At 70.2% G+C, this 22692-nt stretch carries 18 protein-coding genes and 2 tRNA genes; 17 read left to right on the forward strand and 3 right to left on the reverse strand.

The genetic code is table 11. From position 1 onward, the window contains the following. Positions 1-17 precede the first annotated feature (17 nt). Positions 18-485, forward strand: coding sequence for an HD domain-containing protein (locus tag I3F54_RS26915; protein WP_240121514.1), 468 nt, complete (start codon positions 18-20; stop codon positions 483-485). 3 nt (positions 486-488) lie between these two features. Here I3F54_RS26915 and I3F54_RS26920 read toward each other — a convergent pair whose 3' ends face one another. Continuing rightward, complete coding sequence (locus I3F54_RS26920; protein WP_240121515.1) at positions 489-1625, reverse strand: acyltransferase family protein; 1137 nt, start codon at positions 1623-1625, stop codon at positions 489-491. Positions 1626-2067: 442 nt separating this feature from the next. Between I3F54_RS26920 and I3F54_RS26925 the strand changes: the two genes are divergently transcribed. After that, complete coding sequence (locus tag I3F54_RS26925) at positions 2068-2262, forward strand: hypothetical protein (RefSeq protein ID WP_240121516.1); 195 nt, start codon at positions 2068-2070, stop codon at positions 2260-2262. Between the two features lie 279 nt (positions 2263-2541). Here the strand turns inward: I3F54_RS26925 and I3F54_RS26930 are convergent. Then, positions 2542-2612 (reverse strand) — tRNA-Gly (locus I3F54_RS26930). 154 nt (positions 2613-2766) lie between these two features. Between I3F54_RS26930 and I3F54_RS26935 the strand changes: the two genes are divergently transcribed. The 5 genes from I3F54_RS26935 to clpX all read left to right on the forward strand — a co-directional run bounded on the left by I3F54_RS26935 (position 2767) and on the right by clpX (position 7772). Further along, positions 2767-2843, forward strand: a tRNA-Pro gene (locus I3F54_RS26935). 269 nt (positions 2844-3112) lie between these two features. Further along, on the forward strand, positions 3113-4498 hold the full coding sequence (gene tig, locus I3F54_RS26940; protein ID WP_240121517.1) for a trigger factor: 1386 nt from the start codon (positions 3113-3115) through the stop codon (positions 4496-4498). A gap of 415 nt (positions 4499-4913) precedes the next feature. Further along, positions 4914-5525, forward strand: a complete 612-nt coding sequence (locus I3F54_RS26945) for an ATP-dependent Clp protease proteolytic subunit (protein WP_240121534.1) — start codon at positions 4914-4916, stop codon at positions 5523-5525. Positions 5526-5601: 76 nt separating this feature from the next. After that, positions 5602-6282, forward strand: a complete 681-nt coding sequence (locus I3F54_RS26950; RefSeq protein ID WP_240121518.1) for an ATP-dependent Clp protease proteolytic subunit — start codon at positions 5602-5604, stop codon at positions 6280-6282. A 203-nt stretch (positions 6283-6485) separates the two neighbouring features. Then, complete coding sequence (clpX, locus tag I3F54_RS26955) at positions 6486-7772, forward strand: ATP-dependent Clp protease ATP-binding subunit ClpX (protein WP_240121519.1); 1287 nt, start codon at positions 6486-6488, stop codon at positions 7770-7772. Positions 7773-7832: 60 nt separating this feature from the next. Here clpX and I3F54_RS26960 read toward each other — a convergent pair whose 3' ends face one another. After that, positions 7833-8762, reverse strand: coding sequence for a hypothetical protein (locus I3F54_RS26960; RefSeq protein ID WP_240121520.1), 930 nt, complete (start codon positions 8760-8762; stop codon positions 7833-7835). Between the two features lie 136 nt (positions 8763-8898). Between I3F54_RS26960 and I3F54_RS26965 the strand changes: the two genes are divergently transcribed. The 10 genes from I3F54_RS26965 to I3F54_RS27010 all read left to right on the forward strand — a co-directional run bounded on the left by I3F54_RS26965 (position 8899) and on the right by I3F54_RS27010 (position 22591). Beyond that, positions 8899-11529, forward strand: a complete 2631-nt coding sequence (locus tag I3F54_RS26965; protein WP_240121521.1) for a valine--tRNA ligase — start codon at positions 8899-8901, stop codon at positions 11527-11529. A 95-nt stretch (positions 11530-11624) separates the two neighbouring features. Next, the gene (locus I3F54_RS26970; RefSeq protein ID WP_240121522.1) at positions 11625-13148 is read left to right on the forward strand and encodes a folylpolyglutamate synthase/dihydrofolate synthase family protein; all 1524 of its coding nucleotides are present in this window, start codon (positions 11625-11627) and stop codon (positions 13146-13148) included. Between the two features lie 8 nt (positions 13149-13156). Continuing rightward, complete coding sequence (locus I3F54_RS26975; protein WP_240121523.1) at positions 13157-13513, forward strand: DUF4233 domain-containing protein; 357 nt, start codon at positions 13157-13159, stop codon at positions 13511-13513. Positions 13514-13580: 67 nt separating this feature from the next. Further along, the gene (gene ndk / locus I3F54_RS26980) at positions 13581-13994 is read left to right on the forward strand and encodes a nucleoside-diphosphate kinase (RefSeq protein ID WP_240121524.1); all 414 of its coding nucleotides are present in this window, start codon (positions 13581-13583) and stop codon (positions 13992-13994) included. Between the two features lie 315 nt (positions 13995-14309). Beyond that, positions 14310-15329 (forward strand): rod shape-determining protein, encoded by a 1020-nt coding sequence (locus tag I3F54_RS26985; RefSeq protein WP_240121525.1) that lies wholly within the window; start codon positions 14310-14312, stop codon positions 15327-15329. A 142-nt stretch (positions 15330-15471) separates the two neighbouring features. Beyond that, positions 15472-16503: a rod shape-determining protein MreC gene (gene mreC, locus I3F54_RS26990; RefSeq protein WP_240121526.1), complete on the forward strand. Its 1032-nt coding sequence runs from the start codon at positions 15472-15474 to the stop codon at positions 16501-16503. Positions 16504-16517: 14 nt separating this feature from the next. Continuing rightward, the gene (gene mreD, locus I3F54_RS26995) at positions 16518-17189 is read left to right on the forward strand and encodes a rod shape-determining protein MreD (protein WP_240121527.1); all 672 of its coding nucleotides are present in this window, start codon (positions 16518-16520) and stop codon (positions 17187-17189) included. Positions 17190-17430: 241 nt separating this feature from the next. Next, a complete protein-coding gene (gene mrdA / locus I3F54_RS27000; protein WP_240121528.1) occupies positions 17431-19686 on the forward strand; it encodes a penicillin-binding protein 2 in 2256 nt (751 codons plus the stop codon). After that, positions 19683-20882: a rod shape-determining protein RodA gene (gene rodA, locus I3F54_RS27005; protein ID WP_240121529.1), complete on the forward strand. Its 1200-nt coding sequence runs from the start codon at positions 19683-19685 to the stop codon at positions 20880-20882. The genes mrdA and rodA overlap by 4 nt, the downstream gene beginning before the upstream one ends. A gap of 203 nt (positions 20883-21085) precedes the next feature. Beyond that, positions 21086-22591 (forward strand): CYTH and CHAD domain-containing protein, encoded by a 1506-nt coding sequence (locus I3F54_RS27010; protein WP_240121530.1) that lies wholly within the window; start codon positions 21086-21088, stop codon positions 22589-22591. The last annotated feature ends 101 nt before the right edge of the window (positions 22592-22692 follow it).

Raw genomic sequence — 22692 nt, forward strand, 5'->3', positions numbered from 1 at the left:
GCTGCCACACTGACGGCATGACCGACCCCGAGCCCCTCCTCTCCCCGGCCCAGGTGGAGGCCGTCGCCCGCGCCGCCCACGAGGGCCGGACCGACAAGGCGGGACGGCCCTACGCCGAGCATCTGCGGGCCGTCGCCGAGGGCGTGCGCGCCCGGGGCGGCGACGCCGACCAGATCGCGGCGGCCTGGCTGCACGACGCCGTGGAGGACGACGCCCTCACCGAACAGTGGCTGGACCGGGCGGCCCTGACCCGGCGCACGAAGGACATCGTGCGCGCGCTCACCCGGCTGCCGGGGGAACTCCCGGAGGCATACGCGCGGCGCATCCTCGCCACCCCGGGAGCCCTGTTGGTGAAGGAGGCCGACCTGGCGCACAACGCCGACCCGGTCCGGCTCGCCGTGCTCGATCCGGCCACCCGGACCCGGCTGACCGCCAAGTACGCCCGCATGCGGGGACTGCTCGGCCCGGCGCCGGACGCGGACTGACGCCTACAGGCGGGCAGCCTCCGGCTCGCGCGCCGGGGACCGCCCCGACCGCTCCCGCACGCGGGTCGGTCCCGCCCCGTCCCGGCGGAAGGCCCACGCCATCCGCGGCTCCATCGCGAACCGGAAGACCCGCTGCACGGGCGGCGTGCACAGCAGGGTGACGGCGGTCGCGGCGAGGACGGTGACCAGGATCTCCCCGGCGGGCCCGTGCAGCCAGGCGTGGTCGTACCAGCCCGCGTAGTCGCTGCCCTTGGCCAGGAAGCCGTGCAGCAGATAGCCGTACAGGGTGCCCGCCCCGAGAGCCGTGCACCACAGCCTGCGCCCCGGCGACCAGGACAGGAAGCAGGCGGTCAGCAGCACCGCGCAGCCGAAGAGGACCAGGACCATGACGGGCCCGGCCCACCAGGCGGCGTGCAACTCCTGCGCCGAGTCGCTGTGGTACAGCCACGAGGCGTCCACGCGCGGCACCGACCACCAGGCGACGGCGAGAGAGCCGGCGAACACCGGGACGGACAGGACGCGCACCGCCCGCCGCCGCACCCACCTGAAGTGCTCGGGCCGCAGGCACAGCCCCAGGACGAAGTACGGCAGGAACTGCAGCACCCGCTGCAGGTCCAGGTCGTTGCCGATCCCGGGGGAGGCGGACGCCAGCATGGCGAGGCCGAGCGCCACGAGCAGCGGCAGGCGCACCAGCCGCCACAGCGGCGAGGTCAGCCGCCACACGAACAGGGCACACAGGAACCAGGTCAGGTACCAGGGGTCGAGCAGGCTGATCGGCTGGTCGTGCAGGTGCCCCACGACGCGCCGGAAGTAGGTGTACGCGACCTCGAACAGGACATAGGGCACCACCACGGACGTCACCAGCCGCCGGAGCCGGTCCGGGCGCATGTCGAAACTGCGGGAGAAATAGCCCGAGATGATGACGAACGCCGGCATGTGGAAGGCGTACACGACCCGGTAGGCGGCCTCCAGAGCCCGGCTGTCGCCCTTGAGCGGCTCCCAGGCGTGCCCCACGGCGACGAGGACGATCGTCAGGAACTTGGCGTTGTCGAAGAAGGCGTCGCGCGGTCTGGAAACGGTCGGTGCCGGTGTGTTCTGACGCTGCTGCGGTGTTTCAGGGGACGGGGCGGCGTGGAACATTTGAGGCACCCTAGCGTCGCGCATGGCGGTCGCAAAACCTCCACGGTCATTCCGTGTCATGCGGTGCGGCTGCCCGCGATCGGTGCGGTTCCGCCGCCTGCGATGTCTGACTTCATCACGACTTGGCGACCCATGGAGGCTCATCACGCGCCTCTTCGCCGACCATGCGAATTCACGCCGAACGTGATGTGCGGGAGTGGAAATGATCTCCTGTCATTACTCTTGCGAGCGGTGTGTCGAATTGCTGTGCGGAGTGATGGAGGAGCGGTGTCCGGGGCACCGCCGCGCAGCGCGACCGGACCGGCGGGTGGGGCAAGTTCACCCCGACGTTGTGTCACGCGCCGCATGAGGTGGCCGGGTTGGTGGCACGATGGTCCTGGCGGGGGAGTGCGGCGCTGCACCCCCGGCCGGGAGAGCGGACCGACCGAGGGTGTGATCAGTTGTGGCCATTTCACTGTCCGTCGTGCTGCTGTTGGCGATCATCCTGGTGGTGATGATGCGTGCGGGCTCCATCAAGGCGGGACCCGTGATCGTGGCCGTCCTGTTCGGCTTCTTCCTCGCCTCGACCGGCCTGGCCCCGTCGATCAATCGTTTCCTCGACTCGATAGCCGAGACGATCAACTCGATCAGCTTCTGAGCCCCGGGCCGCGCCGCTCCGTCCCCGCCGCGCCCTGCCAGCCTGCCGTGGCCCAGGTGCGCTCCGGGTACCCGGAGCGCACCTGGGCCACGGGTGGCCCGGTTCAGGACACCCGCCCATGCGGGGTGTGTCCCCGCGCGGGGCCCGTGTATGCCGTGGACGCCGGGTGGCTGCCGGGCGGCTGCACGGCGAAGGCGGCGCACCGGTCGCGACCTCGTGGAACGACTCGGGGCCGGGCCGGAGGAGACGTCCTCTGACCCGGCCCCGAGCCGGATACCGAGCGGGCGACGGGAATCGAACCCGCGTAGCCAGTTTGGAAGACTGGGGCTCTACCATTGAGCTACGCCCGCACACCACGCGCCGCAGGCCGTAGGGCCGCGGCACTGCACGCATCGTAGCGGGTCGGCCCCCCTCGCCGCACACCCCGCCGGCGTTGACCGCCGTTGCTCGGCGAAAGCGGAGGTCCCACGGCCTGCGGGCATGTACCCTACGTGTCGCACCAGACGGGGTGTGGCGCAGCTTGGTAGCGCGTCCGCTTTGGGAGCGGAAGGCCGTGGGTTCAAATCCCGCCACCCCGACCACCTGCTCCACCTGCTCGACGGGTCCCCCCGCCCGGTCCGCGCCCGATCCTTCGGGGCGGCCCGGAGAGGGCCCCGGAGGGCGGCCACCGCGACCGGTCGCGCCCCGTGCTCCGGGGACGATCGCCTTTTGGGTGGCCCGGCGGCTGCGGTTACTATGCAAGCTGCGCGCCCGTGTGTCTCATCCTCTGAAGTCCTCCGGGCGGCGAAATCCGCCGGAGCCGGTCTGGCTCCGGCAGAGACCCAGAAGTCAGCCACAAGGAGACCGAACCGTGAAGAGCGCCGTGGAGACCCTGAACCCGACCCGGGTTCGGCTCACTGTCGAGGTGCCCTTCGAGGAGCTCAAGGACAGCCTCGACGCGGCGTACAAGAAGATCAACCAGCAGGTCACGGTGAAGGGCTTCCGCAAGGGCAAGATCCCCGCCCGGGTCATCGACCAGCGGTTCGGTCGCGGCGCCGTGCTGGAGGAGGCCGTCAACGACGCGCTTCCCAAGTTCTACACGGAGGCGGTCAGCGAGGCCGAGCTCTCCGTCCTCGGCCAGCCCGAGGTCGACATCACCGAGCTGAAGGACGGCGAGACGCTGAACTTCACCGCCGAGGTCGACATCCGCCCCGCGCTCGAGCTCCCCGAGGACTTCTCCTCCATCGAGGTCGAGGTCGACGCCGTCGAGGTCACCGACGAGGACATCGAGAAGTCGGTCGAGCAGCTGCGCGAGCGCTTCGCCTCCACCACGCCGGTCGAGCGCGCCGCCGAGGACGGCGACGTGGTCACCGTCGACCTGGAGGCCAAGGTCGAGGGCAAGGTCCTGGAGGACGGCGTCGCCACCGGCGTCTCCTACACCATCGGCTCCGGCGAGCTGCTGGACGGCATCGACGACGCCGTGAAGGGCCTGGAGGCCGGTGGCGAGGCCACCTTCACCTCCGAGCTCAAGGGCGGCACCGGTGCCGGCAAGGAGGCCGAGGTCGCCGTCAAGGTGGGCCAGGTCGCCAAGCGCGAGCTCCCCGAGCTGGACGACGAGTTCGCGCAGCTCGCCTCCGAGTTCGACACCCTGGAGGAGCTGAAGGCCGACAGCCGCAAGCGCCTCGCGAACATGAAGCAGTACGACCAGGCCACGCAGGCCCAGGAGCGTGTCCTGGAGAAGCTGCTGGAGCTGGTGGAGGTCCCCGTCCCCGAGAAGCTCCTCGAGGACGAGATCAACACCCGCCAGCACAACCTGGAGCACCACCAGCTCGAGCAGATGGGCCTGACCCTCGACAAGTACCTGGAGATCCAGGGCAAGACCGCCGAGGAGTTCGAGACCGAGACCCGCGAGGCCGCGGTCAAGGGCATCAAGACCCAGTTCGTCCTGGACGAGCTCGTCAAGCGCGAGAAGCTCAACGTCAACCAGGAGGAGCTCACCGAGCACCTCATGCGCCGTGCCGCCTCCTCCGGCATGTCCCCCGACCAGTTCGCCCAGGCCGTCGTCGAGGGCGGCCAGGTCCCGCTGCTGGTCGGCGAGGTCGCCCGCGGCAAGGCCCTGGCCCTGGTCGTCGAGGCCGCCACGGTGAAGGACACCAACGGAGAGGTCATCGACCTGGAGGACGAGGACGAGGTCGAGGCCGCCACGGAGGCCGTGGAGGCCGCCGAGGGTGCCGCCGAGGAGAAGACCGAGGGCTGACGCCCGCCGCCTTCTGAGCGCCGCGAACGGGCCCCGGGGACTTCGTCCCCCGGGGCCCGTTCGCCTACCCGGCCCCAGGGCTCCGGGACGAGGGTCCCGGAGCCTCGTCAGCCGCCGCGGCGCTCGCCGGCCCCGCCGCCCGTACCCGGCCCCGCCCGTCCGTACCCCGGCCCCTGCGCGTCCGGGCCCCGCGGCCGCCGCTTCCAGCTGCCCGCGGCGCTCGGCCGACCGAGGGCGACCGCGGCGCTACGCCCCCGGCGAACACCCCCCACTCCGGGATTCCCCGAAGGGACCCGCGCGTTAGGGTCCATGAATACGAGGGCAGTGGAGTCCCCGAGACGGCTCCAGCCCGCAGGGAAACGTGAGACGGCCCGGCGCCGTCGCAAGACGAGCAGGTGGATACGTGACGAATCTGATGCCCTCCGCCGCCGGCGAGCCCTCCATCGGCGGTGGCCTCGGCGACCATGTCTACAACCGGCTGCTCAACGAGCGGATCATCTTCCTCGGCCAGCCGGTCGACGACGACATCGCGAACAAGATCACCGCACAGCTGCTGCTCCTTGCCGCCGACCCCGACAAGGACATCTACCTCTACATCAACAGCCCCGGCGGATCGATCACGGCCGGCATGGCGATCTACGACACCATGCAGTACATCAAGAACGACGTGGTGACGATCGCCATGGGCCTCGCGGCCTCCATGGGCCAGTTCCTGCTCAGCGCGGGCACGCCGGGCAAGCGCTTCGCGCTGCCCAACGCCGAGATCCTGATCCACCAGCCGTCCGCGGGCCTGGCCGGATCGGCCTCGGACATCAAGATCCACGCCGAGCGGCTGCTGCACACCAAGAAGCGCATGGCCGAGCTGACGGCCCTGCACACCGGCCAGTCGGTCGAGCAGGTCACCCGCGACTCGGACCGCGACCGCTGGTTCGACGCCAACGAGGCCAAGGAGTACGGCCTCATCGACGACGTGATCGCCACGGCCGCCGGCATGCCGGGCGGCGGCGGCACCGGGGCGGGCTCCTGAGGCCCGTAGCGGCCCTCTACGGCCCCGCCTGGACCCACCGCCCCAGCCACCGCCCCAGCCCCTCTCAGGAGACACCGTGAACGACTTCCCCGGCAGCGGCCTCTACGACCGTGCGCGCGCCGAGTACACCGGCCCCTCGGCCGAGTCCCGCTACGTGATCCCGCGCTTCGTCGAGCGCACCTCCCAGGGCATCCGCGAGTACGACCCGTACGCGAAGCTCTTCGAGGAGCGCGTGATCTTCCTCGGCGTCCAGATCGACGACGCCTCCGCCAACGACGTCATGGCGCAGCTGCTGTGCCTGGAGTCGATGGACCCCGACCGGGACATCTCGGTCTACATCAACAGCCCCGGCGGCTCCTTCACCGCGCTCACGGCGATCTACGACACCATGCAGTTCGTCAAGCCGGACATCCAGACGGTGTGCATGGGCCAGGCGGCCTCCGCCGCGGCCGTGCTGCTCGCCGCGGGCACGCCCGGCAAGCGCATGGCGCTGCCGAACGCGCGCGTGCTGATCCACCAGCCCTACAGCGAGACCGGCCGCGGCCAGGTCTCCGACCTGGAGATCGCCGCCAACGAGATCCTGCGGATGCGCTCCCAGCTGGAGGAGATGCTGGCCAAGCACTCCACCACGCCGATCGAGAAGATCCGCGAGGACATCGAGCGCGACAAGATCCTCACGGCCGAGGACGCGCTCCAGTACGGCCTGATCGACCAGATCATCTCCACCCGGAAGATGAACAACGAGTCGGTTCGCTGACGCGCAGGGTCTTTTCTGACCTGTATCGTCTGCCGCCCCTTGGCCCGGTGTGGCACTGTGCATGGCAAGACGCACGACAAAGTGAACCGTGCCAAGGGGGGCCCGAACGAGGGGCCCGGCAAGGTACCGTCGACATAAGGCAGCACCAGGAGCCGCTGGACCGCACGTGTCCAGGCGTCTCCCAGGCGAAGGGGAAGCACACCGTGGCACGCATCGGTGACGGCGGCGATCTGCTCAAGTGCTCGTTCTGCGGCAAGAGCCAGAAGCAGGTCAAAAAGCTCATCGCAGGCCCCGGTGTGTACATCTGCGACGAGTGCATCGATCTCTGCAACGAGATCATCGAGGAGGAGCTCGCCGAGACCAGCGAGGTGCGCTGGGAGGAGCTCCCCAAGCCCCGCGAGATCTACGAGTTCCTGGAGGGCTACGTGGTGGGCCAGGAGGCGGCCAAGAAGGCCCTCTCCGTCGCGGTGTACAACCACTACAAGCGCGTCCAGGCCGGCGAGAACGGTGGCGCCGCCGGGCGGGACGACGCGATCGAACTGGCGAAGTCGAACATCCTGCTGCTCGGTCCCACGGGCTCCGGCAAGACCCTCCTCGCCCAGACGCTGGCCCGCATGCTCAACGTGCCGTTCGCGATCGCCGACGCGACCGCGCTGACGGAGGCGGGGTACGTCGGCGAGGACGTCGAGAACATCCTGCTGAAGCTGATCCAGGCCGCCGACTACGACGTCAAGAAGGCCGAGACCGGCATCATCTACATCGACGAGATCGACAAGGTCGCCCGTAAGAGCGAAAACCCGTCGATCACGCGCGACGTCAGCGGCGAGGGCGTCCAGCAGGCCCTGCTGAAGATCCTGGAGGGCACCACGGCGTCGGTGCCGCCGCAGGGTGGCCGCAAGCACCCCCACCAGGAGTTCATCCAGATCGACACGACGAACGTGCTGTTCATCGTGGGCGGTGCCTTCGCCGGCCTGGAGAAGATCATCGAGTCCCGGGCGGGCGCCAAGGGCATCGGCTTCGGCGCGACGATCCGCTCCAAGCGCGAGCTCGAGTCCAAGGACATGTTCGAGGAGGTCATGCCGGAGGACCTGGTCAAGTTCGGCATGATCCCGGAGTTCATCGGCCGCCTCCCCGTGATCACCTCGGTCCACAACCTGGACCGCGAGGCCCTGCTGAAGATCCTCGTCGAGCCCCGCAACGCACTGGTCAAGCAGTACCAGCGGCTCTTCGAACTCGACGGCGTGGAGCTGGACTTCGAGCGTGAGGCCCTGGAGGCCATCGCCGACCAGGCCATCCTCCGCCAGACCGGGGCGCGTGGCCTGCGGGCCATCATGGAAGAGGTCCTGATGTCCGTGATGTACGAGGTGCCCTCGCGCAAGGACGTCGCGCGGGTCGTCATCACGGCGGATGTCGTCCACTCCAACGTCAACCCGACCCTCATCCCGCGGGACGCGCGCGGGCGGGGCTCGGGCGAGCAGAAGTCCGCCTAGTCGCACGGCGTAAGGGGCCCCGGTCGACCGACCGGGGCCCCTGTGCGTGCGCCGGGGGCGTCAGGCCTTGACGCGGACCTCGTTGCGCAGTTTGGCCGCCAGCTCCGCGTCGGCCTCCGGGTCGGCGCTCCTCCCGGCCGCCAGGGAGGCGAACTCCATCGGCATGACGAAACCGAGCGTGCTGTGGTCGCCCCAGATACAGACCGACATGCTGATCTCCTTGGGCTGGCCCGCGCCCCCGTCGGAGTTGTCGACCTTCGCCTGCTGGCACTTGAGGACCGCTCCGTCGAGCGACGCCGGCTTGTACGTCTTCGGCTCGCCGACCAGCGTGACGTCGTCGTCGCTGCCGCCGTCCTTGCTCTGGGTCTTCATGTAGGCGAACATCGCGTCGACGGTCTTCTCGGGGTCGTCGATCGTGCCGTAGACACCGCCGAACTGGATCATCCGCTGGCTCAGCGGGTTGTCCGCGTCGCCCGCCTGGTACGCGGCACTGACGTCCCTGGGGTTGTGCACACCCCACTTCTCGGCGTCCTTCATGTCCTCGTCCGACATGGTGCTGCTGTCGCCCTCGGACTTCTTGTAGTCGCCCAGCACCGTCTCCGGCGTCGTCAGCTTGTGCGGACCGTCGTCCGCCACGTCGGAGCCGCCGCCACCCCCGCCGATCACGAGGTACGCGCCGACCGCGATCGCCGCGACCACCGCGACCGCGCCGATGATCAGCCCGGTCTTCTTCCCGCCGCCCGCCGGAGCCGGCGGCTGCGGGACGGCGCCGTAAGGGGCCTGCCCGGGGGGCGGCTGCTGGCCGTAGGGGCCCGGCTGGGGCGGGACGCCCTGTGGAGCCTGCTGGGGATGGCCGTATCCGGGCTGCGGGGCGGGGGGCTGGGGGTAGCCGTAGCCCGGCTGGGGGGCCTGCGGCTGCTGGGGGTGGCCGTAGCCGGGCTGGGGCGCCTGCGGCTGCTGGCCGTACGGGCCCGGCTGGTTGTGGCTCATTCCTGGATTCCCCTCCAGATGCTTATGCGTCTTTGACATCCTGGCCCAGGCATCCTCCGCGCACCGCGGTGGGGGGCCCACCGTTACAGAACAAACGCGTTTCGGGACACCGTCGTGACGCCTCTAAACTGACTCCGTGACCGATAACGCTCAGCAGCAGCCACCAGCGCCCACCACCGAACTGCCGACCCAGTACGCGCCGGCCGACGTAGAGGGGCCGCTGTACGAGCGCTGGGTGGAGCGGGGTTACTTCGAGGCCGACGCCAAGAGCGACAAGCCGCCGTTCACCGTCGTCATCCCGCCGCCGAACGTCACCGGCAGCCTGCACCTGGGACACGCCTTCGAGCACACGCTCATCGACGCCCTGACCCGGCGCAAGCGCATGCAGGGGTACGAGACGCTGTGGCAGCCCGGCATGGACCACGCCGGCATCGCCACCCAGAACGTCGTCGAGCGGGAGCTGGCCAAGGAGGGCAAGTCCCGGCACGACCTGGGCCGTGAGGCGTTCGTCGAGCGGGTCTGGCAGTGGAAGGGCGAGTCCGGAGGGCAGATCTCCGGGCAGATGCGCCGCCTCGGGGACGGCGTCGCGTGGTCCCGTGAGCGCTTCACCATGGACGAGGGCCTCTCCCAGGCCGTCCAGACCATCTTCAAGCGGCTCTACGACGACGAGCTGATCTACCGCGCCGAGCGCATCATCAACTGGTGCCCCCGGTGCCTCACGGCGATCTCGGACATCGAGGTCGAGTACCAGGACGACGACGGCGAGCTCGTGTCCATGCGCTACGGCGAGGGCGACGAGTCCATCGTCGTCGCCACCACCCGCGCCGAGACCATGCTCGGCGACACCGCCGTCGCCGTCCACCCCGACGACGAGCGATACCGGCACCTCATCGGCAAGCTGGTGAAGCTGCCGCTGACCGACCGCTCCATCCCGGTCGTCGCGGACACGCACGTCGACCCCGAGTTCGGCACCGGCGCCGTCAAGGTCACCCCGGCGCACGACCCGAACGACTTCGAGATCGGCCAGCGGCACGGTCTGCCGTCGCTGACGGTCATGGACGAGCACGCGGTCATCACGGCCCACGGCCCCTTCCAGGGCCTGGACCGCCTGGAGGCCCGCTCCGCCATCGTCGCCGCGCTGCGCGCCGAAGGCCGGATCGTCGCCGAGAAGCGGCCCTACGCCCACTCCGTCGGCCACTGCTCGCGCTGCAAGACCACCATCGAACCGCGCCTGTCCATGCAGTGGTGGGTCAAGGTCGGTCCGCTGGCGAAGGCGGCCGGTGACGCGGTCCGCGAGGGCAAGGTCACGATCCATCCGCAGGAGATGGAGAAGAGGTACTTCGACTGGGTCGACAACCTCCACGACTGGTGCATCTCACGGCAGTTGTGGTGGGGCCACCGCATCCCGGTCTGGTACGGCCCCGGCGGCGAGGCCGTCTGCGTCGGCCCCGGCGAGGAGCCGCCCGGCACCGAGGCGGAGGGGTGGCGCCAGGACACCGATGTCCTCGACACCTGGTTCTCCTCCGGCCTGTGGCCGTTCTCCACCCTCGGCTGGCCCGAACAGACCGAGTCGCTCGCGAAGTTCTACCCGAACTCGGTTCTCGTCACCGGCTACGACATCCTCTTCTTCTGGGTCGCCCGGATGATGATGTTCGGCCTGTACGCGATGGACGGCACCCCGCCGTTCCACACCATCGCCCTGCATGGCATGGTCCGCGACCAGTTCGGCAAGAAGATGTCGAAGTCCTTCGGTAACGCCGTCAACCCGCTGGACTGGATGGACAAGTACGGCTCCGACGCCCTCCGGTTCACCCTCGCACGCGGCGCCAACCCCGGCGTCGACGTCCCGATCGGCGAGGACTGGGTCCAGGGTTCGCGCAACTTCGCCAACAAGATCTGGAACGCCACGCGCTTCGCGCTGATGAACGGCGCCACGGTCGAGGGCCCGCTGCCGGACGCCTCGGCGATGTCGCCGACGGACCGCTGGATCCTCTCCCGGCTCAACTCCGTCGTCGCCGAGGTCGACGCGTACTACGACGACTTCCAGTTCGCCAAGCTGTCCGACGCCCTGTTCCACTTCGCGTGGGACGAGGTCTTCGACTGGTACGTCGAGTTGTCGAAGACGGTCTTCCAGGCCGGCGGCGGGGCGGCCGAGGTCAGCAAGCGCGTCCTGGGCGAGGTCCTCGACGTCACGCTCCGGCTGCTGCACCCCGTGGTCCCGTTCGTCACCGAGACCCTGTGGACCACCCTCACCGGCGGCGAGTCGGTCGTCGTCGCCGGCTGGCCCGCGGACAGCGGCTTCCGCGACGCGGCGGCGGAGCGTGAGATCGAGACGCTCCAGACCGTCATCACCGAGGTCCGCCGCTTCCGCGCCGACCAGGGCCTCCAGCCGGGCCAGCGGGTTCCCGCCCGCCTGTCCCTGGACGGCACGGCGCTGGCGCCGCACGAGGCCGCCATCCGCCAGCTGCTGCGCCTGCAGCCGGAGGGCGACGCGTTCACGGCGACGGCCACCTTGCCCGTCGCCGGCGCGGAGGTCGCCCTGGACCTGTCCGGCACGATCGACGTGGCCGCCGAGCGCAAGCGCCTGGCGAAGGACCTCGCCGCGGCCCAGAAGGAACGCCAGCAGGCCGAGGCCAAGCTGGGCAACGAGGCGTTCCTGGCCAAGGCCCCCGACCACGTGGTGGACAAGATCCGCACCCGCCTGGCCAAGGCGGACGAGGACATCGCCCGCATCCAGGCCCAGCTGGAGAAGCTGCCGCCGCAGTGATCCCCGAGGCCGCGGCAGGCGAAGGCCCCGGGACTGCGGACGCAGCCCCGGGGCCTTCGCCCACCTCCACCGGCCGGCCTCCGTAGACTGGCCTCGTGAGCGACATCCCCGGCACCAACGACCAGAACGACCAGCCCGGCCCCCTCGACTCCTTCGACGGGATCATCGCGGCCGAGACCGACCGTGACCCCGACCTCGCCGTGATCGAGGCCGGCAGCCGTACCCTGCGCACCCAGGGCGGCCCGCCTCAGGCCGACGTGCCCGGACGGCCGGAGGACCCGGAGGTCGACAAGGCGCTGCGCGAGGTCGAGGCGGAGCTGGCCACCCGCTGGGGGGAGACCAAGCTGGAGCCCTCGGTGAGCAGGATCGCCGCGCTCATGGACGTCCTGGGCGAGCCGCAGCGGGCGTACCCGTCGATCCACATCACCGGCACCAACGGCAAGACCTCCGTCGCCCGCATGATCGAGGCCCTGCTCAACGCCTTCGAGCTGCGTACCGGCCGCTACACCTCGCCGCACGTGCAGTCGATCACCGAGCGGATCAGCCTGGACGGCGCGCCGATCACGGCGGAACGGTTCATCGAGACGTACCGCGACATCCGGCCGTACGTCGAGATGGTCGACTCCTCTCAGGAGTACCGGCTGTCCTTCTTCGAGGTGCTCACCGGCATGGCCTACGCGGCGTTCGCCGACGCACCGGTCGACGTGGCCGTCGTCGAGGTCGGCATGGGCGGTTCCTGGGACGCCACCAACGTGATCGACGGGGACGTCGCCGTCGTGACGCCCATCGACCTGGACCACACCGACCGGCTCGGCGGGACGACCGCGGAGATCGCCGGGGAGAAGGCGGGGATCATCAAGCAGGACGCGACGGTGATCCTGGCGCAGCAGCCGGTGGACGCCGCGCAGGTGCTGCTGAAGAAGGCCGTCGAGGTCGACGCGACCGTGGCCCGGGAAGGGCTGGAGTTCGGGGTCGTGGCACGGCAGGTCGCCGTCGGCGGGCAGCTGATGACGCTGCGCGGCCTGGGCGGCGAGTACACCGAGGTCTACGTCCCGCTGCACGGCGCCCACCAGGCGCACAACGCGGCCGTCGCGCTGGCCGCGGTGGAGGCGTTCTTCGGAGTGGGGGCGCAGCGGGCGGAGCCGCTGGACCTGGAGACGGTGCGCAAGGCGTTCGCGTCCGTCGCCTCGCCCGGCCGCCTGGAGGTCGTACGCCGGTCGCCGACCGTCGTGCTGGACGCCGCGCACAACCCGGCGGGCGCGCGGGTCACCGCCGACGCGCTGCGGGAGGCGTTCCAGTTCAGCCGCCTGATCGGGGTCGTCGGCGCCAGCGGCGACAAGAACGTGCGGGGGCTGCTGGAGGCGTTCGAGCCGGTCTTCGCGGAGATCGTGGTCACCCAGAACTCCACCCACCGCGCCATGGACGCCGACGCTCTGGCCGCGCTGGCCGTCGAGGTCTTCGGCGAGGAGCGCGTCCAGGTCGAGCCGCGGCTTCCGGACGCGCTGGAGGCCGCGATCACCCTCGCGGAGGAAGAGGGCGAGTTCGCCGGCGGCGGCGTCCTCGTCACCGGTTCCGTCATCACGGTGGGCGAGGCCCGCCTGCTTCTCGGGAAGGGCTGAGGTCACCCGTGCGTACGCTCTGCTCCTCGACGCTGATCGGCGAGTTCTTCATCATCGGATTCGCCGCACTGGTCGCGATGAAGGACCCGGACCTGTCCACCGGCACGGTGTGGGCCGTCAGCGGTACCGCGATGGCACTGTGCCTGCTGCTGTGCGGCCTGGTGACCAGGCCCGGCGGGGTGGCCCTCGGCTGGGCGCTGCAGCTCGCGCTCGTCGCCTCCGGGGTCTTCGTGCCGACGATGTTCTTCATGGGCGCGGTGTTCGCGGTGCTGTGGTGGGCTTCGGTGCACTTCGGGCGGAAGGTCGACGCGGCGAGGGCGAGGTTCGCCGCTCAGGGCGCCTCCTCCACGGCTGACGCTGCGTGACGGGCGCCCCGACACGCCCTGTAACCTCGTGCCACCGCACACCTGGCAGGAATAAAGGAGTCCTCCCGTGACCCAGCGCACCCTCGTCCTTCTCAAGCCCGACGCCGTCCGTCGTGGCCTGACCGGCGAGATCATCAGCCGCATCGAGCGCAAGGCCGGCTGGCTCATCACCGCGCTGGAGCTGCGCACGCTGGACCAGGACACGCTGGAGCAGCACTACGGGGAGCACAAGGGCAAGCCGTTCTACGAGCCGCTGGTGGAGTTCATGGCCTCCGGCCCGGTCGTGGCGATGATCGTCGAGGGCGAGCGGGTCATCGAGGGCCTGCGCCAGCTGGCCGGTCCGACCGATCCGATCGCCGCGGCGCCCGGCTCCATCCGGGGCGACTACGGCGTGATCGTGCGCGAGAACCTGATCCACGCCTCCGACTCCGAGGAATCCGCCGAGCGCGAGGTGAAGATCTTCTTCCCGGGCCGCGCCTGAGCTGTCACATCCAGATCTCGGAAATGTTTTTTCTGAGACTCCGTCATCTCGAACCCGCGTCGAGTGCAGGGACGGCCGTACCTTTTCGGCCGTCCCTTGGCATATGCCGCGCCGATTGGGGGAACGTGTGCCCCCGATGGGTCGTCTCCACAAGCGAGGTGGCTCGCCATCTGCTGACAATGGCGAAGACCCTCGCGCAGTGTTCGTGCAGGCGCCACTACGATGGAGCCCTTCACGTCACAGCACCCACTTCGCCGACCTGAAAAGCCCTCAAAAGCTCATCGGAAGGCCAGACGAATCCTGATGGGGAACTCAATGTCGTTCATCGGCCGTGACATGGCTGTCGACCTCGGGACCGCCAACACGCTGGTGTACGTGAGGGGTCGCGGGATCGTACTCAACGAGCCGTCCGTCGTCGCGATCAACACCAACACCGGTGGCATCCTCGCGGTCGGAGCCGAAGCGAAGAAGATGATCGGACGCACGCCCGGCAACATCGTCGCCGTGCGTCCGCTGAAGGACGGCGTGATCGCCGACTTCGAGATCACCGAGCGGATGCTCCGCTACTTCATCCTGAAGATCCACAAGCGGCGGTATCTCGCCCGGCCGCGCGTCGTCGTGTGCGTGCCCTCCGGTATCACCGGCGTCGAGCGCCGTGCCGTCATCGAGGCGTCGACCCAGGCCGGCGCCCGCCAGGTGCACATCATCGAGGAGCCCATGGCCGCGGCCATCGGCTCCGGCCTGCCGGTCCACGAGGCCACGGGCAACATGGTGGTGGACATCGGCGGCGGTACGACGGAGGTCGCGGTTATCTCCCTCGGCGGCATCGTCACCGCCCAGTCCATCCGCGTGGCGGGCGACGAACTGGACAACGCGATCATCCAGCACGTCAAGAAGGAGTACTCGCTCCTGCTGGGTGAGCGGACGGCCGAGCAGATCAAGATCACGATCGGCTCGGCGTACGACCTCGACTCCGACGAGCACACCGAAATCCGCGGCCGGGACCTCGTCTCCGGGCTGCCCAAGACGGTCGTCATCTCCGCCGCGGAGGTACGGAAGGCGATCGAGGAGCCCGTCAACGCCATCGTCGACGCGGTGAAGACGACCCTCGACAAGTGCCCGCCGGAGCTGTCCGGCGACATCATGGACCGCGGAATCGTTCTGACGGGCGGCGGAGCACTGCTGCGAGGCCTCGACGAGCGGCTGCGCCGCGAGACCGGCATGCCGATCCACATCGCCGAGGACCCGTTGGACAGCGTGGCCCTCGGCTCCGGCAAGTGCGTGGAGGAGTTCGAAGCGCTCCAGCAGGTGCTGGACGCCGCCCCCCGCAGATGACGCGTTGAGACGATTCCGCCGTACGAGACGATCTCCTCTCGTGCGGCGGATCGCTGATATCGAGACTTAAGCTCCCCATGAAGCCCCAGGGCGTGCCCCGGGGCTCCCCGAATTCCTATGAGGAAGGGCACGGCCGCCGCACGTGAGGGACACACGAGAGAGCCGGCTGCTCCTGGTGCTGCTGATCGCCATCGCGTTCGCGCTGATCACGGTGGACATCCGCGGCGGTAAGGACTCCCCGGTCGACGGTGCCCGGCAGGCCGCGGCTGCGGTCTTCGGTCCGATCGAGAACGGCGTGTCGTCGGCGGTGAACCCGGTCGGCGACGCCGTCTCCGCGGTCCGCGACTCCGGTGAGCGCCACGACCGGCTGGCGCGGCTGGAGAAGGAGAACGCGGCCCTCAAGGCGAAGCTCGGCAGCGACGACCGCAACCGCAGTCGCCTCAAGCAGCTCGACACGATGCTGAAGGTCGCCGGCGAGGGGCAGTACGGCATCAAGGGCGCCCAGGTCATCGCCATAGGAGCGGCCCAGGGCTTCTCCTGGACCATCACCATCGACGTCGGCGCCGACGACGGCATCCGGCGGGACATGACCGTCCTCAACGGCGATGGTCTCGTCGGCCGCGTCACCACCGTCGGCCCCGGCACCGCCACCGTCCTGCTCGCCAACGACCCCGACTTCACGGTCGGCACCCGGATGGAGGGCAGCGACGAGCTCGGCTTCGCCTCCGGGCAGGGCGACCGCCCCCTGCGCGTGGAACTCCTCAACGGCAAGGCCGACGTCAAGAAGGGCGACCGCCTGGTCACCTTCGGCTCACAGGCCGACAAGCCCTTCGTCCCCGGCGTCCCCGTCGGCATCGTCTCGCGGGTCGACCCCTCCGGGGGCGACCTGACCCGCACCCTCTACGTCACGCCGTTCGTCAGCTTCACCCGGCTCGACATCGTCGGCGTCGTCGTCGAGGCGCCGAAGAAGGACCCCCGCGACACCGTGCTCCCGCCGAAGCCCAAGCCGACCCCGACACCGACGGTCACCGTCACCGTCACGCCCGGCGCCACGGCACCGGCCGACGGCCTGCCGCAGGGCACCGAGGAACAACTCGTCGAGGGACGGCAGCCCGTCGGCGGCGGACCGTCCGTCGACGGCGGACAGCAGCAAGACGGCCAAGAGCAGCAGTAGGAGCTGACATTCCCATGCGCGTCAACCGGATCCTGCTCTCCACGGTGCTGGTGGTCGTCGCCCTGGTGATCCAGGTGAGCGTCCTCGCCCGCCTCCACCTGCCGGGCGCCGTCCCCGACCTGCTCCTGCTCACCGTCCTCGGCCTCGCCATGGTCTACGGGCACGTCGGCGGCGCCCTCATCGGCTTCGGCGCCGGACTGCTCGCCGACCTCGCCCCACCCGCCGACCACGCAGCCGGCCGCTACGCCCTGGTGCTGTGCGTCATCGGCTACTGCGCCGGACTGATCAAACCGGAGAACGGCCAGGTCAAGTCCGCCACCGGCCCCATGATCACGGTCGTCGCCGCCGCGCTCGGCTCCACCCTGCTGTACGCGGGGGTCGGCGCCCTCGTCGGCGACACCGCCGCCCGCCACGTCGGCCTGGCCGGCCTGCTCTTCTCGGCCGCACTCTACGACCTGCTGCTCGCGCCCTTCGTGGTCCCGGGCGTCATGGCGCTGGCCCGCCGCGCCGAGAACGACCCGCTCTCCGACACCGGCTCCTCCGCCAGGTCCGCCGACATCTCCTCCGGCTGGCTTTCGGGCGGCACCGGCCTGAAGATCGGTGGGCAGCGCAACGGACTGCGGGTCAAGGCAGCCCGCGCCCGCTCCGCCCGCGCCGGACGCATCAAGGGGGTCAAGCGGCTGTGACCACAGGAAACTTCACCGGAACGGGTGAGTACGGGAGGAACCCGGCCCGGTCGGCCGGGCGTTCATCATGCGAACGCCCGCGATCGCCCGGCCTCGACCGGCCGCTCGGACCCTCCTCCCGGCCGGCCACGCCCGCCCGTTCGACCGCAACCGCCCGTACGGCCGCGTCCGTCCACTCGACCACATCCGCCCGCTCGCACCCGGCCACTCGCCCGAGCAGGGAAAGGGGGAGGCAGCAGCAGTGACCAACATTCCCGAGACCGGCCGGACACCCCGCGTGCAGATCCGGCTCGTCGTCATCCAGATCCTCGTCCTCTCCCTGCTGGGCACCCTCGGCGGACGCCTGTGGTACCTCCAGATCCGCGAGGGCGCCGAGTACGCCAAGAAGGCGTCGGGCAACCACGTCCAGCAGGTCGTCCAGCCCGCGGTGCGCGGATCCATCCTCGACGCGCGGGGCGTCCCCCTCGCCGACAACGAGACCCGGCTGGTGGTCTCCGCCTCCCGCACCGACCTGCTGAAGCAGAAGGACGACGGCAAGGCCGTCCTCACCAAACTCGCCGGCGTCCTCGGCATGGACCCCGAAGACGTCATGCTCAAGGTCCGGCTGTGCGACGCCAAGACCCCCCAGCCCTGCTGGAACGGCTCGCCCTACCAGCCGATCCCCATCACCGACGAGGCCACCCCCAAGCAGGCCCTGCAGATCCGCGAGCGCTCCGAGGACTTCCCCGGCATCACCGCCGAACCGGAGGCCGTACGCCGCTACCCCGCCCCCGGCAAGTCCAACACCGCCCAGGTCCTCGGCTACCTCTCACCCGTCACCGACGACGAGATCCAGGCCGCCCAGGACACCGACTCGCCCTACCTCCGCTCCGACCAGGTCGGCCGCTCCGGCCTGGAAAGGGAGTACGACAAGGAACTGCGCGGCAAGGCCGGCGTCACCCGCTACGAGGTCGACAACCTCGGACGGGTCATCGGCCAGGCCGAGGCCGACCCGGCCCAGCCCGGCGCCAACCTCGTCACCAGCATCGACGCCCGCGTCCAGCGCATCGCCGAGTACGAGCTGAACGAGGCGATGAAGACCGCCCGCCAGACGTGGGACCGGGTCACCGGAGAGAAGTACAAGGCCGACTCGGGCGCCGTCGTCGTGATGGAGGCCAAGACCGGCCGGATCGTCGCCATGGCCTCCAACCCGACCTACGACCCCAACGCCTGGGTCGGCGGCATCTCCGCCAAGGACTACGCCAAGCTCACCGGCAAGGGCTCCAACTACCCGCTCCTCAACAGGGCCATACAGGGCCAGTCCGCCCCCGGCTCCACCTTCAAGGTGATCTCCACCGCCGCCGCCGTCGAGGCCGGCTACCCCTTCGACGGCCGCTACCCGTGTACGAGTTCCTACTCGGTGGGCGGCCAGGTCTTCAAGAACTTCGAGTCGGAGAACTTCGGCCCCATCAGCCTGGGCCGCGCCCTGGAGGTCTCCTGCGACACCGTCTTCTACGGCCTCGCCCACAAGGAATGGCAGAGGGACGGCGGCATCAGGCCGAAGAAGGATCCCAACGACTACTTCTTCAAGGCCGCCCACCAGTTCGGCCTCGGCAAGGAGACCGGCATCGACCTGCCCAACGAGGTCACCGGCCGTGTCCCCGACCGCCAGTGGAAGCAGCGGTACTGGCAGGCCAACAAGGACGCCTGGTGCAAGCAGGGCAAGAAGGACGGCACCTACGTCGAGAAGATCGCCTACGAGAACTGCCTCGAAGGCAACCGGATGCGCGCCGGTGACGAGATCAACTACTCCATCGGCCAGGGTGACACGCTCGTGACCCCGATCCAGATGGCCACCGTCTACGCGGCCATCTCCAACGGCGGCACCCTCTACGACCCGACCATCGGCAAGGCCGTCATCAGCGCCGACGGCAAGACCGTCACCGAGATCAAGCCCAAGTCACACGGCAAGCTGCCGATAACCGCCAAGACGCGGGACCAGATGGACGAGGCCCTCGCCGGCGTCGCCACCCGGGGTACCGCCGCCTGGCGGTTCGCACAGGTCGGCTGGCCGCAGGACAAGATCCCGATGCACGCCAAGACCGGTACCGCGGAGGTCTACGGCAAGCAGACCACCTCCTGGTTCGCCACGTACACCAAGGACTACGCGATCGTCATGACGATCTCCCAGGGTGGTACGGGCTCCGGCGCCTCCGGCCCGGCCGTGCGCAACATATACGACGCCCTGTACGGCGTCACCGACAACGGCTCCATCGACCGGAGCAAGGCGCTGCTGCCCTCCCCGCAGAAGGGCCTGCCGAAGGTCAAGACGGACGGCACCATCACCTCCCCCAAGGTGGCCAAGGACCCGGCCAAGGAGGCCCGCGCCTACCAGGAGGGCGCCACCGCACCGGACGAGCAGCAGCCGGGCGCGACGACCGCGTCCCCCGCCGCCAACCGGGACACGCGCAGGCGACGAAAGACACCGCGCCGGGGAAGCCGGAGGAAACTGACATGACCGGGGCCAACGGCTTCTCCGTCTCCGGATACGGGCCGGAACGCGGGGGCTGGACGAGGATGTTCGCCCGCGACTCCATCGCCCGCCGCCTGGACTGGCCGATCCTGCTGTCCGCGCTGTCCCTGTCGCTCATCGGCTCACTGCTGGTCTTCTCCGCGACCCGCAACCGCACCGTGATCAACCAGGGCGACCCGTACTACTTCCTCATCCGCCACCTGATGAACACCGGCATCGGGCTCGCCCTGATGATCGGCACGGTCTGGCTCGGCCACCGCGCGCTGCGCAATGCGGTACCGGTCCTCTACGGCCTGTCCGTTCTCGGCATCCTGCTGGTCCTCACCCCGCTCGGTTCCACCGTCAACGGCGCCCACTCGTGGATCGTGCTCGGTGGCGGCTTCTCGCTCCAGCCCTCGGAGTTCGTCAAGGTCACGATCATCCTCGGCATGGCAATGCTGCTCGCCGCCCGGGTGGACGCGGGCGACAAGCCCTACCCGGACCACAGAACGGTGCTGCAGGCCCTGGGACTGGCCGCCGTGCCGATGCTGATCGTGCTCCTCATGCCCGACCTCGGATCGGTCATGGTCATGGTCATCATCGTGCTCGGCGTGCTGCTCGCCTCCGGCGCCTCCAACCGCTGGGTCTTCGGCCTGATCGGCGCCGGAGCCCTCGGTGCCGTCGCCGTCTGGCAGCTGCACATCCTCGACGAGTACCAGATCAACCGCTTCGCCGCCTTCGCCAACCCGGACCTCGACCCGGCCGGCGTCGGCTACAACACCAACCAGGCCCGCATCGCCATCGGCTCCGGCGGCCTCACCGGCTCCGGCCTCTTCCACGGCTCACAGACCACGGGCCAGTTCGTGCCCGAGCAACAGACGGACTTCGTCTTCACCGTGGCCGGAGAGGAACTCGGCTTCGTGGGCGCGGGCCTGATCATCGCCCTGCTCGGCGTGGTGCTGTGGCGGGCCTGCCGCATAGCCCGCGAGACGACCGAGCTCTACGGCACCATCGTCGCCGCCGGCGTGGTCGCCTGGTTCGCCTTCCAGGCCTTCGAGAACATCGGCATGACCCTCGGCATCATGCCGGTGACCGGCCTGCCGCTGCCGTTCGTCTCCTACGGCGGCTCGTCCATGTTCGCCGTATGGGTCGCCGTAGGACTACTCCAGTCGATCCGCGTCCAACGCCCGATGTCCGCCTAGCGCCTGCCGCGGCCGGAAACCTCCACGGGCCGGAGAGCCCCCTCCGGCCGCGGCAACCGGCCGCACCGGACCCGACCCGGCGGCCGGCGCCCACCCGGTCATGACCGGATCCCCCCGGCCGACGGGTGGAAACCGGCCGTTCACCGGCAAGACAACGACAGTCGGCCCTGCCGTCGCCGGCCCACTGCCACTAGATTCAGTGCATGGCGGAGACGAAACGCGAGATCGAGCGCAAGTACGAATCCGACGACAGCGGGCTGCCCGACCTGACCGGCGTCGCCGGGGTCGCGACCGTCCTCGACAAGGGCGTCACCGAACTGGACGCCACCTACTACGACACCGCCGACGAGCGCCTCGCCGCAGCCTCGATCACCCTCCGACGCCGCACCGGCGGCCCGGACGCCGGCTGGCACCTCAAGCTCCCCGTCGCCCCCGGCATCCGCGACGAGGTCCGCGCCCCCCTCGGCGACAGCATCCCCCGCACCCTCGCGGCACTGGTCCGCTCCCGCGTCCGCGGCGCCGAACTGCTGCCGACGGTCCGCCTCCGCTCCGACCGCGACCTGCGCGACCTGCTCGACGCCGACGGCCGGCTGCTCGCCGAGGTCAGCATGGACGCCGTCCGCGCCGACCGGCTCACCGGCAAGGGCGGCCACGCCCAATGGACCGAGATCGAGGTCGAACTCGCCGACGGCGGCGACCCCGCCTTCCTCGACCGCGTCGAGAAACGCCTGCGCAAGGCCGGCGTACGACCCTCCGGATCGACCTCCAAACTGGCCCGGGCCCTCGCCGACACCGCCCCCGGCAAGAAGAAGCGCCGGCACCGGCCCGCCCCGGACCCCGTCACCGCCGGAGACCACGTCCTGGCGTACCTGCGCGCCCAGCGGGACGCCATCGTCGCCCTCGACCCCGCCGTACGCCGCGACACCTACGACTCCGTGCACCGCATGCGCGTCGCCACCCGCCGCATGCGCAGCGCATTCCGCACCTACCGCCGCGTGCTCGACCGCACCGTCACCGACCCCGTCGGCGAGGAACTGAAGTGGCTCGCGGGCGAACTCGGCATCGACCGCGACCAGGAAGTCCTCACCGAACGGCTCACCGCCGCCCTCGACGAACTGCCCCGCCAGCTCACCGTCGGCCCCGTCCGCACCCGGCTGCGCACCTGGTCGCACGCCCGCACCGGCGGCTCGCGCCGCCGCCTGATCACCGTCCTGGACGGCGCCCGCCACCTCGCCCTCCTCGACGCACTCGACGCGCTGATCGCCGACCCCCCGCTCCTCCCCGCCGCCGCGGGACGGCCCGAGAAGGTGATCGCCAAGGCGGTCCGCAAGGACTTCGCGGCCCTGGCCCACCGGATCGAGCACGCCCTGGAGCTGCCCCCCGGCCATGACCGCGACCTGGCCCTGCACGAGGCCCGCAAGAAGGCCAAACGCACCCGCTACGCCGCCGAGGCCGCCACCCTCGCCCTCGGGGACAAGGCCGCCGGCCTCGTCCGCTCCACGAAGTCCCTCCAGAGCCTCCTCGGTGACCACCAGGACAGCGTCATGACCCGCGAGGCCCTCCGCACCATCGCCGCCCAGGCCCACGACGCCGGGGAGAGCAGCTTCACCTACGGACTGCTGTACGGCCGCGAGGAGCGCCGCGCGGAACGGTCGGAGAACGCCCTGCCCGCGGCCTGGGCAACGATCGCGCGGGAGACCGAACTCTGATCCCCCGAGGGCCTCCGCGCACCGGCGGGAGCCCTTTCGGGCGTACGGGACAGGTCCGGGAGCGGGTTAGGCTTGAGGGTCCCCCCTGTCAGCTCACGAAG

The sequence above is a fragment of the Streptomyces sp. MUM 2J genome, assembly GCF_022414535.1.
Lineage (GTDB): Bacteria > Actinomycetota > Actinomycetes > Streptomycetales > Streptomycetaceae > Streptomyces.